Here is a 14,186-nt window from a genome sequence, read left to right on the forward strand (position 1 = left end):
CACGGTGTTACAGGTCCCGGCAAAGCTGCGCGGCGATGTCGAACGAGCGCAGTCGTTTATCGTGATCGAAAATGCCCCCGGTGATGATCAACTCGTCCACATTGGTGTGGTCGCGGAAGGCACGCAGCCCTTCCATCACCGTTTCCCGGGAACCGATCATGGCGTATTTCATCGCCTGACGCACGCCGTGGGCTTCCATCGGCGACCACAGTTCGTCCATGTTCTCCACCGGCGGCGGCAGCGGCCCCGGGCGGCCCCGGCGCAGATTCATGAACTGCTGCTGCATGGAGGTGGCCAGATAGGCCCCCTCCTCGTCCGAGTCGGCGGCGAACACGCTGATGCCGGCGGCGGCGTAGGGTTGCTGCAACTGGGCGGAGGGCTGGAAATGGCTGCGGTAGACGTGCAGGGCCTCTTCCAGGGACTCCGGCGCGAAGTGCGAGGCGAACGCGAACGGCAGCCCCATCTGCGCCGCCAGGCGGGCACTGAACAGGCTGGAGCCGAGCAGCCACAGCGGCACCTTGCTGCCCTGCCCCGGTATCGCGCGCACCCGCTGCTCCGGGCCCGGATCGTCCAGGTAGCCCTGCAGCTCGGCCACGTCCCGGGGGAATTCCATGGCGTTGCTGTTCAGATCCCGGCGCAGTGCCCGGGCGGTTTCCATGTCGGTGCCCGGGGCGCGCCCCAGGCCCAGATCGATGCGGCCGGGGAACAGGGCCGCCAGGGTGCCGAACTGCTCGGCGATCACCAGCGGCGCGTGGTTGGGCAGCATGATGCCGCCGGAGCCCACGCGGATGCGCCGGGTGCCGGCGGCGATGTGCCCGATCACCACGCTGGTGGCGGCGCTGGCCACGCCGGGCATGTTGTGGTGCTCCGCCACCCAGTAGCGGGTGTAGCCCCACTGCTCCGCGTGGCGGGCCAGATCCAGGGAATGGCGCAACGCCTGACCGGCGTCGCCGCCGCGCAGGATGGGCGCGAGATCAAGAATGGAATAGGCGGTCATTGAGCCTCCCGAGCCGGCATGACTTGCGGTAACGAACCCTTGCAAGTGGGGGCACCGCCCGCCTTTTCAATCGTGGCCGCCGGCCGTCAATCGTGATTGAGGCGCCGCAGAATGGCGTCCTTGAGGCGCAAGCGCTCGGCTTTCATGGCTTCCATGTCCTGGTCGGCGATGGGACTCTCGCGCAGCTCCAGGCCACGGATGATCTTGTCCAGCCGGTCGTGCTCCTCGACCTGGGCATGAAATTCGGGGTGGTCTTTCATCAGCGCGTCGATGCGCGCGTGGTGTTCGGGAAACTCGTGGTGGATGCTGTGGGATTCTCCGAGCATGGCTGCTACTTCCTCCGCGAAACACTGAATATCACGCTACTATCGGGCACCGGGCGGATCAACGAAAACCGCGCGATTCCTTGATCATTTCGTAGGCCTTGCCGATCTCGGCGGTTTTTTCCGTGGCCACCCGGATCATCTCTTCCGGCACGCCCCGGGCGGCCAGCTTGTCCGGGTGGTTCTCGCTCATCCGCTTGCGGTAGGCCTTCTTGATCTCCTGGTCGGAGGCGGACTCGGACACGCCGAGCACCTGGTAGGCCTGGCTCAGCGAGGGCCGCGAGCGGTCGGCGGCGGCCCCGCCGGCGCCGGCACCGGCGCCGCTGAACCGGGATTGCGCCAGGATCATGTTGAGAATCTGGCGGAACTGCGCCTCCGGCACGCCCAGCCCCTCGGCCACGCGGAACAGAATGCGCTCCTCCTCCGGGGCCAGTTCGCCATCGGCCAGGGCCATTTGCAGCAGCACTTCCAGGAACACCAGCACCATATGACGGCGGTAGCGGACCTGCTCGCGGAACGCCGCCACGGTCTGGTCGAGCGGGAAATCGTCTTCCTTGCCGCGCCGGAACGCTTCCCGGGCCCGGCGCCGCTGGTCCTCGTCCAGCTGCATGCGCGTCATCGCCGCTTCGGCGGCGCCGATTTCCTGCTTGCTGACCTGGCCATCGGCCTTGGCCAGATGCCCCATGATCGAGAACCCGGCCGAGAACAGCGCTTCCTGCAGCGCCTCCTTCTCACCCGGGGCGTAGGGCCGGAACGGGTTGAAGGTGCGCACGCGCTCCACGCCCCGATCCAGAAAATGACCCACCAGCACGCCGATGATCAGGCCGATGGGCCCGCCCACCAGCATGCCCAACAGGCCGACGATGATTTTGCCGCCCCAACTTCTCAATCCACTTCTCCTTCTCGATGGTCTGTAAGGGACCCCACCCGGTGGCGAAGGTTCGCCAGCCAGTCGGTACGCCCGGCGGCACCGGACGGAAAATATTCGGCGCTGGCCCAGCCCTGGTAGCCCAGTGCGTCCAGATGTTCCAGCAGCGCCGCCAGGGGCAGATCGCCGGTGCCGGGCTCGTGGCGGCCCGGATGATCGGCGAACTGCACATGCTCGATCAGCGGCAGATACTCGGCCAGGGAAGCGAACAGATCCTCGCCCATCACCCGGGCGTGGTACAGGTCGTACTGCAGGCGCACCGCCGGATGGCCCAGCGCCTCGATCACCGCGCGGGCCCGCCCCGGGGTGTCGATCAGATAGCCGGGCATGTCCAGGCGGCTGTTGATCGGTTCCAGGGTCAGCAGCCGCCCGTGGGCGGCGCAGCGGTCGGCGGCCTCGCCGAGGTTGGCGATCAGGGTATCCAGGGCCCGGTGCGGGGCCACGTCGGCGCCGGGAATGCCGGCCATGCAATGCAGACGCGGGCAGCCCAGGGCGTCGGCGTACGCCAGGGCCTGGTCCAGGCCGTCGCGAAACTCCGCCTCCCGCCCCGGCAGGCCGGCCAGACCGCGCTCACCGGCCTGCCAGTCGCCCGGCGGCAGATTGAGCAGCACCAGCGGCAGGCCGGCATCGTCCAGGGCGGCGCCCAGGTCGGTCACCGGCCAGGCATAGGGGAACAGGCATTCCACCCCCTGGAAGCCCGCCGCCGCCGCGGCGGCGGGGCGCTCCAGAAAGGGAAGCTCGGTGAACAAGAGGGTGAGATTGGCGGCGATACGGGGCATGGCGCGGCCTCCGGCAAGGGGAGCCCCAGCCTACACCAATGCCCCGGGTCCGTCCGACCGGGATGCGCCTCAGGCGCGGGCGGCGCTGCGTCCGGAGCGCCACCAGGCCAGCACCGCCAGCACCACCGCCACCGCCTGGGCCAGGGCGCCCTGCAGGGTCGGGAAGAAGCCCACCCACTCCAGGGTCGGCCAGCCGGGCAGATAGTTGGCGTTCAGCAGACCGGCCTCCTGCAAGGCGGCGATGCCCTTGCCGAGCAGGATCACCGACAGCACCAGCAGCACCAGGCTGGTGGCCTTGAAGAACAGCCCCAGAGGCAGCTTCATGCCGAGCCGGAAGATCAGCACGCACACCACCGCCAGCGCCAACAGGGCGGCGCCCATGCCGTACAGCAGGTAAGGCTGGGTGGCCTCGGTGACCTGGGTCCACAGGGCCTGGTAGAACAGGATGGTCTCGAACATTTCCCGGTACACGGAAATGAACGCCACGAACGTCAGGGTCCAGACCGTGCCGCTGCCCAGGGCGGTGTCCACCTTGCCCTTCAGGTAGCCCAGCCATTTCTGGCTGTTGGAATTGCTGTGCATCCAGAAGCCCACGTAGAACAGAATCACCGCCGCCACCAGCCCGGCGACGCCCTCGGTGAGCTCCCGGGAGGCCCCGCTGAAGTTGATCACCGTGGAGGCGGCGAACCAGGTGGCGATGCCGGCGATGATCGCCGCCACCCAGCCGAAGTGGATATGGCGGGTGGCGGCGGTGGCGCGGGCCTTGCGGGTGAAGGTCAGCAGCGCGGCCACGATCAGCAGCGCTTCCAGGCCTTCCCGGAACAGGATGAAGAAACTGGCGGAGAAGGTGGCGGCGGCGTTGAGCCCGTCGCCGCCCAGGGCGTCGGCGGCCTGGTCCAGGCCGTCCAGGGCCTCGGCCACCCGCGCGCTGACCTCCTCGGCGGGGTCGCCTTCCTGAATCGCTTCGCGCACCGCCATGAACTTCCGTTCGGTGGTGCGCATCAGGCCGCTGTCCAGGGCGGCGATCTGGGATTCCAGCATTTCGAAGCCGTCCAGGTAGGCGGACAGCGCCGCCGAGCGGGCGGCGGCGGCGTCACCGGCGGCGTAGGCCTGATCCGCCTCGCGCAGCTTGGCGGCGCTGATTTCCACGAACCGGTTCTGGCTGAACAGCGCGCCGGGCTCGCTGCGCAGATAGCCCATCGCCGCCAGGGCGTCGTCGCCGTAGGCGTCGCGGGCGTCGGCGGGCGCCTTGGCGATCACCGTGTCCAGGGTCATGTCGGTCTTCAGGTCCGGGTTGTTCTCCAGCGCCCGCCGGCCGGCCTCGGCCTCTTCCGCCGGCACCGCCATGCTGCCCACGTAGAACGCCAGCGCCCAGCGCTCCGCGTCGCTCAGCTGGCTCTCGTAGGCGGCCATGCCGGTGCCGTCCACGCCACCGGTGATGGTGGTGTACAGGCCCAGCACCGAGCGGCCCATGTAGCGGGCGCGCTCGTGGAAGTCGGTGGGGGCCGGCTCCAGATTGGCGCCGGCGGGGCCGTCGCCGTGGCCCTCGCGGCCGTGACAGGCGAAACAGTGGGTCTGGTAGAGCTGTTCGGCGGCGGCCATGTCCGGCGCCTGTTTGGGCACCACCGGCAGGCCGTAGACGTCCACCAGGGAACCGCGAATCTTCTGCGCCAGGCTCTGGATGCGCGCTTCCGGGGCCTTGTCGTCCACCGCCGCTTCCAGATCACGGGCCTGCTGAAGCAGGGTGTCCTTGCCGTCCGCCTCGGGCAGACCTTCGATGCCCTCGCTGAGCAGCGCGGTGAACTCGTCCATCTCCGCGTATTCCGCGTCGCTGACGATCTCGCCGTCCTGCACCGCGTTGACGTAGTCCGCGCCGACGTATTCCACCAGCTGCACCAGGGCGGTCTGATCCGCCGCCCGGGCGGACAGGCTCAACAGGGAAAGGCACGATGCGAACAGGGACAACAACAAAAAGACGCCCAGGGGGCGCCGCGTGGACAAGGTCATGGATCCGGATTCCAAAGCCTAAAGGTGAATAATTCTTATTTATGTTCCTATCCCGGGCGGTGTCTGTCAAAAGTTTTTAACCCACCGTGAACGCCAGAATCTTGCTGATGTGGGCCTGGGGCCGGCCGGACTCCGCCTGCCAGGCGTTGAACGCCGCCTGGGCGGCGCGTTGATCGCGCTGGCTGGACGGCGCCTTGTCGATGATGTTGTGGCTCTTCAGCGCCGCCACCACGTCGCCGGTGGGGTACCAGGTGTCGCGGCCGACCATGCGCAGAAAGGCGGCGCCGGAGTTGCCGCCCAGTTGCTTGCCGCGCTTCTTCAGCAGCTGCCACATGCCCACGGTGTCGTCCGCCGGCCAGTCCGCCAGCCAGTGGCCCACGCCGCCGTATTCCTCGCGCAGGTCCAGAACCAGCCGGGCGTTGTGGCGGATCGCCTTCATCTTGCCCCAATGGCGGATCAGACGGGTGTCCTGCATGCGGTCTTCCAGCATGGTGTCCGGCATCAGCACCAGCTTCTCCGGGTCGAAGCCGAAGAAGGCTTCCTCGAAGGCCGGCCAGCGCGCGTCCACCAGCGCGTGGGTGAGCCCGGCACGGAAGATGCGCCGGGTCAGCGCCGAGAAGTAGAAGGCGTCGTCGGGCTTGCGCAGTTGCGCCGGGGTCTTCACCGCCGGCAGCTGTGCCTCGACCTGCTTGACCCCGCCCTTGCGGTTCACGGCCAGCGCCATCAGTTCCCTGAATTCAATCATCGGTTTCCTCTGTCGGCTTCATATACAGGGTTTTCGGCCCGCTGTAGAATCCCGGGCTTCCGGATTTTTTCAACAGCGGTTATCAAAACATGAGCGGTCAGCAAACCACGGTCAGTAAATCGGACAAACTCCACGACGTCTGCTACGACATCCGCGGACCGGTGCTGCGCGAGGCCCATCGCCTCGAGGACGAAGGCCACCGGGTGATCAAGCTCAATATCGGCAACCCGGCGCCGTTCGGTTTCGAGGCCCCGGAAGAACTGCTCCAGGACGTGATCCACAACCTGCCCGAGTCCACCGGCTACTGCCACTCCAAGGGGCTGTTCCCGGCCCGCAAGGCGGTGATGCAGTATACCCAGACCAAGGGCATCGCCGACGTGACGGTGGACGACATCATCATCGGCAACGGCGTGTCCGAGCTGATCGTGATGGCCATGCAGGCGCTGCTCAACAACGGCGACGAAGTGCTGCTGCCGGCGCCGGACTACCCGCTGTGGACCGCCGCCGTGCGCCTGTCCGGCGGCAACCCGGTGCACTACCTTTGCGACGAACAGCAGGACTGGCAGCCGGCCCTGGACGATATCCGCGCCAAGATCACCAGCCGCACCAAGGCGCTGGTGATCATCAATCCGAACAACCCCACCGGCGCCAACTACCATCCGGACCTGCTGGCGGAGATGGTCAAGATCGCCCGGGAACACAACCTGATCATTTTCGCCGACGAGATCTACGACAAGATTCTCTACGACGGCGAGGTGCACACCTCCATCGCCTCCATGGCCGAGGACCTGCTGTGCATCACCTTCAACGGCCTGTCCAAGAACTACCGGGCCGCCGGTTTCCGCGCCGGCTGGATGGTGATCTCCGGCGCCAAGTACCGCGCCGAAAGCTACATCGAGGGCCTGGACATGCTGGCCAGCATGCGCCTGTGCGCCAACGTGCCCAGCCAGCACGCCATCCAGGCCGCCCTGGGCGGCTATCAGAGCATCAGTGATCTGGTGCTGCCCACCGGGCGCCTGGGGCGCCAGCGCGACAAGGCCTGGGAGATGCTGGACAGCATTCCCGGGGTGAGCTGCGTGAAACCCAAATCCGCGCTCTACCTGTTCCCGAAACTGGACCCCAAGGTGTTCCCGTTCCAGGACGACGAGGCCTTCGTGCTCGACCTGCTGCGCCAGGAGAAGGTGCTGGTGGTCCAGGGCACCGCCTTTAACTGGCCCCATCCGGACCATTTCCGGGTGGTGTTTCTGCCGCGCCTGGACGATCTGCAGGATTCCATCGGTCGCATCGCCGAGTATCTGGACCGCATTCGCAAGAAATAAGCGGCGTGCCGGTTAATGCCCACGCCGGTACCCGTACGCCAGCGCCTTCAGCGCCGGCTCGGCGGCTTCGTCGAAACCCGGGGCGCCGGGCAGCCGGCCTTCCAGGGTGGCGCCGGGCAGATTGTCCGCCACCAGGGTCTTCAGCCAGTCCGCCCCCAGCCAGGGGGCGTTCAGACAGATCAACAGTTCCGCCTCCGGCGCCAGCAGCTTGGGCAGCCGCCGCAGCACCTTGGCGTAGTCCCGCTCCACCTGGAAGCTGCCCTTCTGGGCGCTGGGCGGGTCCACCACGATCAGATCGTAACGCCCCAGGCTGTGCAGTTTTTTCCAGCTGCGAAACACGTTGTGCGGCAGGTAGTGCACGTCCGCGTCGCCGAAGCCGTTGGCCTGCTGGTTCACCTGCCCCAGGGCCAGCGCCGGCCGCGACAGGTCGATGTTCACCACCCGCCCGGCGCCGCCGGCCAGAGCCGCCACGGAAAACGCGCAGGTGAAGCTGAACAGGTTCAGCACCCGCTTGCCGGCCGCCCGCTCACGGAGCCAGGCGCGGCCCGGCGCCATGTCGGCGAAAAAGCCCAGGTTCTGGCCACGCTCGAAATCCAGCCGATAGCGCAGGCCGCCCTCCTCCGCCCAGGGCGTGGCCGGCAAGGCGCCGTGCACCACCCGGGTTTCCGCCGGGCGGCGGTGGCGGTGCTGAACCACCAGGGTGTCGCAGCCCAGCGCCGGCAGCGCCTGGATCAGCCGCGCCTGCAGGGCGTCCAGCCGCGGCGCCGGGTAGTCGTCGAACAGGGTGGCCATCAGCACCGGCGGAAACCGGTCAAGGGTCAGCCCTTCCCAGCCGGGCAGGGTCTTGCCACGGCCGTGAAAAAGACGGTGTCGGGCGTCCTCCGGGGGAACCAGAAAGGGCGCCAATGGGTCTACATTCTCTGGGGTCATGATGCGGGAGTCAGGGACGGCTCAAAGGCGGCGAGTATCGCCGTCACCGATCTTGAACACAACCGCCGCGCCCCCATTGAGGCTTTGCTTTCAAGACGTCCGTTTTTTATTTTTCGGGAGTACCTTCGGAATGATGCGCATCGCGCTGTTTCTGCTTACCAACCTGGCGGTGATCGTGGTCGCCAGCATTACCCTCAGCCTGCTGGGCGTGAATTCCTATCTGGCGCAGAGCGGCACCGGTCTGGATTTGGGCAATCTGCTGGTCTTCAGCGCCGTGTTCGGTTTCGCCGGCTCCTTCGTGTCGCTGCTGATCTCCAAACCCATGGCCAAATGGTCGGCGCGCGTTCAGACCATCAAGCAACCGTCCAACAGCGGCGAAAAATGGCTGCTCGACACGGTGCGCGAACTGTCCGACAAGGCCGGCATCAAGATGCCGGAAGTGGGCGTGTTCCCGGCGCAGCAGTCCAACGCCTTCGCCACCGGCTGGAACAAGAACGACGCCCTGGTGGCGGTGTCCCAGGGCATGCTGCAGCGCTTCCGCCCGGAAGAAGTGCGCGCCGTGCTGGCCCACGAAATCGGCCACGTGGCCAACGGTGACATGGTCACCCTGAGCCTGATCCAGGGCGTGGTGAACACTTTCGTGATCTTCGCCGCCCGGGTGGTGGGCTCGGTGGTGGACAGCTTCCTGCGCCGCGACGGCAACGGCGGGCTGGGCTTCGGCTATTACATCGTGGTGTTCGTCGCCGAGATCATCTTCGGCATCGCCGCCAGCACCATCGTGATGTGGTTCTCCCGGCGCCGGGAATACCGGGCCGACGTGGCCGGCGCCCAGCTGGCCGACCGCCGCGACATGGTCAGCGCCCTGCAACGCCTGAAGGCGGAGTACGAAGTGCCCAACCAGATGCCCGATTCCCTGGTGGCCTTCGGCATCAACGGCGGCGTGCGCCACGGCCTGGCCGCCCTGTTCCGCTCCCACCCGCCGCTGGATGATCGTATCCAGGCGCTCAACGAAAAGCGGTACGGGTAAAAGCGCCGCTGCGCGGCGCAGTTGAAAGTTAAAAGTTGAAAGTTGAAACGCGACGGGGGCCTTGCCACACGGTAGGGCCCCCGTCGCGCTTACCCGCCATCCTTTCCCGGGCGCAGGCCGCGCGTGAACCGACCCGGCACGACCTTTCAACTTTCAACTTTTAACTTTTAACTTTTAACTTCTCTCTCAATCCAACTGCCGGATATGGTAGTCCAGCTTCCCCTTCCGTAAGGCCTTGCCCAGGTCCGGGTGCTTTTCCAGGCGCCGGCGCAGGTGGATGCTGCGCGCCGGTTGGCGGGTGAAGGCGATCACCGCGTTGTGGCAGTCCTGGCAGGACAGCCGGAAGCGGCTGCTCCAGCCGGCCATGCGGGCGGCGTCCGCGGCGTGGCTTTGGCGGTACTCCGGGTAATCGCCGAAATTCATCACCAGGGTGCCGTGGTCGCTGACGTGGCGCTGCAGCAGGGTGACCCATTCCCGGTCCGCCTCCACCGCCCGGCTCACCTGGTCGTTGTGCGGCGCGAACAGGTCCTCGATGATCAGGTCGAAGGGCTCGCCGTCGTAGGCCTTCAGCCAGGCCACCGCGTCGCCGAGCACGGTCTGCTCGCCGGGCCGGACCACCGAGAACACCTCCCGGGCCACGGCCAGGTGATGGGGGTCCAGCTCCACCGCCACCAGCCGTTCCGGCGCCAGCAGCGCGCGCAGGGGCGGAATCAGCGAGCCGCCGCCCAACCCCAGAATCAGCACCCGTTTGAGCTGCTCCGGCTCACTGAGCAGGACCGGCAGCCACAGCAGGTCCCAGACGCTGCCGGTGACCAGTCGTTTCGGGTGGAATTCGGAATGCTGCACGCCGTTGGCGAAGAGCCGCAGCCGGGCGCCGTGGCGGCGTACCTCGTAGCGTACGCCCGCCTCTTCCCGTTCCCAGATCACCGCCATCAGAGGCCCTCGGCGCCGAGGCCGACGCCGTGGTACTCGGCGTCCACCTCCGGACTCTCCAGCCGGACCCGCCGGGCGGCCAGGCCGAATTCACCGGTGAGCAAATCCCGGGCCTGTTCCGCCCGCCGTTCCGCCAGCCGGCGCAGGGCGTCGTCGTCCACCTGCTCCGCCGCCTGCTCCAGCAGTTGCCGCCAGGCCTGGCGGGCCCGTTCGCGGGGGTCCGCGTCCAGGCTCTCCGGGTCCCGGTCGAGCCGGTCCCGATAGGCATCGAGAATGCGCTCGCGGCCCGCTTCGCTGGTCAGGGCCATGTCCAGGCCGCGCCAGTCGCCGCCCAGGTCGTCCACCAGTTCCGCCTCGCCGAGCGCCCGACGGTCGTCGGCGTTGCTCTGGCCGGTGAGCAGCAGGGTAATCGCGCCGCGTTGCTCGAGGATGGTGGCCAGCTTCTCCAGCGCCTCGCGGGTGTCTTCCCGGGGCCGCGCCTCGCCGGCCCCGTAGGGCACGTACTCCAGGTCGTCGTCGCCGCCGCCGAGCAGGCCGGCGAGCATGGAGAACGGCGCGGTGGCCGCCTTCACCAGCACATTGCGGATCACCCGCAGCACCACCCCGCTGACGCTGAAGTCCGGGTCCGACAGGTCACCGGACAGACTCACCGGCAGGCGGATCATGCCGGAGCCATCGCGCAGCACCGACAGGCCCAGCTTCACCGGCACGTCCATGGCCTGATCGCTGGGCATGCGCTCACCCAGATAGAAATCGTCGGCGGCCAGATCGATGGTGCTGTCCAGGCGGTTGTCCTTCACATTCACCCGGGATTGCAGACTCAGTTGCCCTTTCTCCACGCCAAAGCCCAGGTAGCGGCTGGTGAAGGGGGTCAGGGTGTCCATGCCGTAGCCCTTGAGCGTGCCGTCCAGATCCAGGGTCAGCGGATCGGCGTCCACGGTGCCCTTGAGGGTCAGGGTGGCGGTGCCGTTGACCTCGCCCCGGGTGTCCACCCGCGCTTCGCCGCCGGCGCTATCGAAGCCGTCCATCCGCCCCTGCCAGTCCTGCACCGTGACCTGGTATTCCGGCGACAGGGTCAGGTCCCGGTGGGCGATCCGCGATGCGTTCACCGACACCCGGCCCAGGCGCACCCGCCAGTCGCCGCCGTCCGATCCGTCCGCGTCGTCCTCGCCGGACAGCCGGGCCGCCAGGCCCCGGCCCTGGTCGTCGATCACGTGCAGAACGTCCAGGCCCCGGGCGGCCAGGCCGTCCACGGTCACGGTTTCGGCCCCGGTGTCCACCTTGAGGCCGTCGGCGCTGAGATTGGCCACCGACAGAAAACGCCGGCCGTTCTCCGCCAGCGCGCCCTCTTCCACACTGGCCCGGCCGCTCACCGTCACCCGCGGCGTGTCGCCGGCCACGGTCAGCGTCAGATCACCGCCGGCGCGGCCCTGCTGAACGGTGATCGGCAGCGCCGCTTCCACCCAGGGGGACAGGGTGGCCAGGGGCAAGCCCTGCAGTTTCAGGTCCGCTTTCAGGTCCAGGGGGGCCAGGCGCGCCTGGCCGGAATGGCCGAGCCGGCCCTCCTCCAGCACCCGGGTGTCGCCTTCCCATTGCCAGCGCAGCCCGTCCTGGTCGATCCGGAAGTCGGTGACCGTCAGGGCCCCGTCGGTGAGGGTCAGTTCGCGGGCCTCGGGCAAGGTGGTATCGCGGAACACGGCGGCGGCCCCGGTGACCGCGAAGCGGTCCAGCCGGACGCGCCAGTCCGCCTCGCCCTGGCGCAGTTTCTCCTCGGCTTGGCGGGCTTCCTCGCGGACCTTCTCGCGGGTCTGCTCGGCCCGTTGCGGGTCCACCGGCAAAAACAGGGTGGCCAGATCCAGGCCCTGGTCGGTGAGTACCGCCCGGGCGGCCGGATCGCTGACCGTCACCTCCGGCACGGTGACCGTGCGCCCGGCGGTGTCCAGCCCGGCGCCGCTGACGGTGAGCTCCGGCACCGTCACCGCGTCCTCGTCACCGTCCCGGGGGCGGAGGCGCAGGCCGCTCAGGGTCAGTGCGCCGTTGTTCACCGTCAGCCCCTGGCCGGGGGCGGCGCTGAAGCGGTAATCAGCGCCCAGCGCCAGCATCCCGGCGGGCACGGTGAAGCGGAAGTGGGGCTCCAGCAGGCGCGCGAACGACACCAGGTCCACCTGGTCCATGCGCAGACGCCCGTCCACGGACAACGGCTCGAACGCGAAGCGTCCGTCCCAGTCCAGGCTGCCACCGTCCGGGCCCTCGACGTGCAGCTGGTAGCGGTTGTCGTCCTCGTCCACGCCCCGGGTGGTCAGGTCCTCGACCACGAAGGCCACCGGCAGGGTCAGCGTCAGCGGCTCCTCGGCGGCGGCGTCGATCAGGTCCACGCTGCCGTCCTCGACACTGAAATGGCTGACCGTAAAGGCCGGCGGGCCGGCCTGCTCCTGCTCGCCATCGGCCTCGGGCCCGGTGGGCTCGTCGGCGGCCCGCTGGCGCAGCCGGGCCAGGATGTCGTCCACGTTGAGGGCGCCGTCCGCCTCGCGGCGCAGCCGGGCGCGCAGCCCGTTCAGGTCCACGTCCCCCACCCAGGGCCGCCAGTGGAACAGGGACGCCCACAGCTCCGCGTTCACATAGAGCCGGTCGAAGCGCACCAGGGTCTCGGTTCGCGGGTCGGCGACGGCGAAGCCCTCGGCGGTCACCGACAGGGTAAACGGATTGAGCGCCACCCGTTCCAGGGTCACGTCGCGGCCGAGCAGCTCGCTCAGCCGCTGGCGGGCCTGATCCCGGGCCCAGCCGGGCAGCAGCAGCCCCACCACCAGCACATAAAGCACATAGAGCACGGCCAGGATCGCCAGGATGCGGCCGCCCCACCCCCGTGAACGCCACCACTGCGCCGGTGTCTGCATCGTGTTGCTTCCTTGTCGTCGCGTGTTTTTATGCAAGATGGCGCGAGTCTAACACCGAACGGCCAGGTCCGCCGCGCCGGCCCGGGCGCGCCCCGGCGGCCATTGTCCGGCGCCCGCCGGTCCCGACAATGGACGCTTCGAAATCGGGAGATCTCCATGAGCGACAACTATCTGCTGAAGCTGTATCAACGCAGCGCCCGTCTGCCCAAGGGCAAGCTGCTGTTCTCCAAACTGTTCGCGCGCCAGGCGCCCTACTTCGGCACCGTGCGGCCGGTGGTGGAAGAGCTGCGCCCCGACTACTGCAAGGTCACCTTCAAGAAGCGCCGGGCGGTGCAGAACCACATCGGCACGGTGCATGTGATCGCCATCTGCAACGCCCTGGAAGCGGCCATGGGCGCCATGGCCGAAGCCTCCATCCCCAAGCACCTGCGCTGGATTCCCAAGGGCATGGACGTGCGCTACACCGCCAAGGCGGACAGCGACATCACGGCGGTGGCGGAAGTGGCGCCGGGAGCCTGGGAGAACGGCCCGGATCTGCCGGTGACGGTGTGCGCGCGCCGGGAGGACGGCACCGTGGTGGTGGAAGGCACCATCCATCTGTGGGTCACGGAAAAACCAGGGGTCACGAAAAAACCGGGGATCACGGAAAAACCGACCCGTCCATAAAGGCGGCGGCGCGGTCGGCGGCGGCGGTCAGGTTAGCCTCGTGGTCACTGCCACTACGCTGGCGCGGCTTCAGGTCGTGGTCGCCGTCGAAGGCCCAGTGCAGGGTCACCGGGTCGCTGAGCCGGTAGCCTTCCACTTCCTCACGGCGGCCGAACGGGTCCCGTTCGCCCTGGCAGATCAGCAGCGGCCCGGTCAGGTCCGGAAAATGGTCCAGCCGGGTGCGCTCCGGCTTGCCCGGCGGATGGAACGGATAGCCGAACACCACCGCCCCGGCCACCGCCGGGTCCGGCGCCGCCAGCAGCAGCGTGGCCATGCGCCCGCCCATGGATTTGCCGCCCACCCAGAGCGGGCCGGCGGCCTGTTCCGCCACCGCCGCCCGCGCCGCCCGGAAACGGTCCAGCAGCTTCGGCGCCCGGTCCGGCGGCGCCTTGACGCCCTCCTCGCGACGCCGCGCCATGTAGGCGAACTCGAACCGCGCCACCGTAACGCCGCGCGCCGCCAGCAGCGCCGCCATGCGCGCCATGAACGGGCTGTCCATGGGCACGCCGGCGCCGTGGGCCAGCAACAGGGTGGCCCGGGCCGGGCCGGCGGGGCGATCCCACAGCAGGTTCAACGCATCGGTCATCGGGGCTCCCGGG

Annotated in this window: 13 protein-coding genes; 3 read left to right on the top strand and 10 right to left on the bottom strand. The window is 68.4% G+C overall.

Going from position 1 to position 14,186, the window contains the following annotated elements; genetic code table 11:
• Nucleotides 1-7: 7 nt before the first annotated feature.
• The 6 genes from IM760_RS07480 to IM760_RS07505 all read right to left on the bottom strand — a co-directional run bounded on the left by IM760_RS07480 (nucleotide 8) and on the right by IM760_RS07505 (nucleotide 5,779).
• Complete coding sequence (locus IM760_RS07480; protein WP_204428014.1) at nucleotides 8-997, bottom strand: LLM class flavin-dependent oxidoreductase; 990 nt, start codon at nucleotides 995-997, stop codon at nucleotides 8-10.
• A gap of 86 nt (nucleotides 998-1,083) precedes the next feature.
• Nucleotides 1,084-1,323, bottom strand: a complete 240-nt coding sequence (locus IM760_RS07485) for an HP1242/YdcH family protein (RefSeq protein ID WP_204428016.1) — start codon at nucleotides 1,321-1,323, stop codon at nucleotides 1,084-1,086.
• A gap of 58 nt (nucleotides 1,324-1,381) precedes the next feature.
• Nucleotides 1,382-2,209, bottom strand: coding sequence for a co-chaperone DjlA (gene djlA, locus IM760_RS07490; protein ID WP_204428018.1), 828 nt, complete (start codon nucleotides 2,207-2,209; stop codon nucleotides 1,382-1,384).
• Entirely contained in the window at nucleotides 2,206-3,027 is an 822-nt protein-coding gene (locus IM760_RS07495; RefSeq protein ID WP_204428020.1) for a hydroxypyruvate isomerase family protein, read from the bottom strand. The genes djlA and IM760_RS07495 overlap by 4 nt, the downstream gene beginning before the upstream one ends.
• Before the next feature lie 69 nt (nucleotides 3,028-3,096).
• Nucleotides 3,097-5,034, bottom strand: coding sequence for a cytochrome c/FTR1 family iron permease (locus tag IM760_RS07500; protein ID WP_204428021.1), 1,938 nt, complete (start codon nucleotides 5,032-5,034; stop codon nucleotides 3,097-3,099).
• 76 nt (nucleotides 5,035-5,110) lie between these two features.
• Nucleotides 5,111-5,779, bottom strand: coding sequence for a DNA-3-methyladenine glycosylase I (locus IM760_RS07505; RefSeq protein WP_204428022.1), 669 nt, complete (start codon nucleotides 5,777-5,779; stop codon nucleotides 5,111-5,113).
• An 89-nt stretch (nucleotides 5,780-5,868) separates the two neighbouring features.
• On the opposite strand from IM760_RS07505, the gene IM760_RS07510 reads away from it, so the two are divergent.
• Complete coding sequence (locus IM760_RS07510; RefSeq protein ID WP_204428023.1) at nucleotides 5,869-7,098, top strand: pyridoxal phosphate-dependent aminotransferase; 1,230 nt, start codon at nucleotides 5,869-5,871, stop codon at nucleotides 7,096-7,098.
• A gap of 12 nt (nucleotides 7,099-7,110) precedes the next feature.
• Here the strand turns inward: IM760_RS07510 and IM760_RS07515 are convergent, their stop codons facing one another.
• Nucleotides 7,111-8,004 (bottom strand): class I SAM-dependent methyltransferase, encoded by an 894-nt coding sequence (locus IM760_RS07515; protein ID WP_239549675.1) that lies wholly within the window; start codon nucleotides 8,002-8,004, stop codon nucleotides 7,111-7,113.
• A gap of 154 nt (nucleotides 8,005-8,158) precedes the next feature.
• Between IM760_RS07515 and htpX the strand changes: the two genes are divergently transcribed.
• Complete coding sequence (htpX, locus tag IM760_RS07520) at nucleotides 8,159-9,055, top strand: protease HtpX (protein ID WP_204428025.1); 897 nt, start codon at nucleotides 8,159-8,161, stop codon at nucleotides 9,053-9,055.
• 186 nt (nucleotides 9,056-9,241) lie between these two features.
• On the opposite strand, the gene IM760_RS07525 is transcribed toward htpX, so the two are convergent.
• Complete coding sequence (locus IM760_RS07525) at nucleotides 9,242-9,988, bottom strand: spermine/spermidine synthase domain-containing protein (RefSeq protein WP_204428026.1); 747 nt, start codon at nucleotides 9,986-9,988, stop codon at nucleotides 9,242-9,244.
• Complete coding sequence (locus IM760_RS07530) at nucleotides 9,988-12,882, bottom strand: DUF748 domain-containing protein (protein ID WP_204428028.1); 2,895 nt, start codon at nucleotides 12,880-12,882, stop codon at nucleotides 9,988-9,990. The genes IM760_RS07525 and IM760_RS07530 overlap by 1 nt, the downstream gene beginning before the upstream one ends.
• 156 nt (nucleotides 12,883-13,038) lie before the next feature.
• Between IM760_RS07530 and IM760_RS07535 the strand changes: the two genes are divergently transcribed.
• On the top strand, nucleotides 13,039-13,548 hold the full coding sequence (locus IM760_RS07535) for a hotdog fold domain-containing protein (protein WP_204428030.1): 510 nt from the start codon (nucleotides 13,039-13,041) through the stop codon (nucleotides 13,546-13,548).
• On the opposite strand, the gene IM760_RS07540 is transcribed toward IM760_RS07535, so the two are convergent.
• Entirely contained in the window at nucleotides 13,523-14,173 is a 651-nt protein-coding gene (locus IM760_RS07540) for an alpha/beta family hydrolase (RefSeq protein WP_204428032.1), read from the bottom strand. The genes IM760_RS07535 and IM760_RS07540 overlap by 26 nt on opposite strands.
• Between the last annotated feature and the right edge of the window lie 13 nt (nucleotides 14,174-14,186).

It is taken from the genome of Alloalcanivorax marinus, from assembly GCF_016906305.1.
Taxonomy (GTDB): domain Bacteria; phylum Pseudomonadota; class Gammaproteobacteria; order Pseudomonadales; family Alcanivoracaceae; genus Alloalcanivorax; species Alloalcanivorax marinus.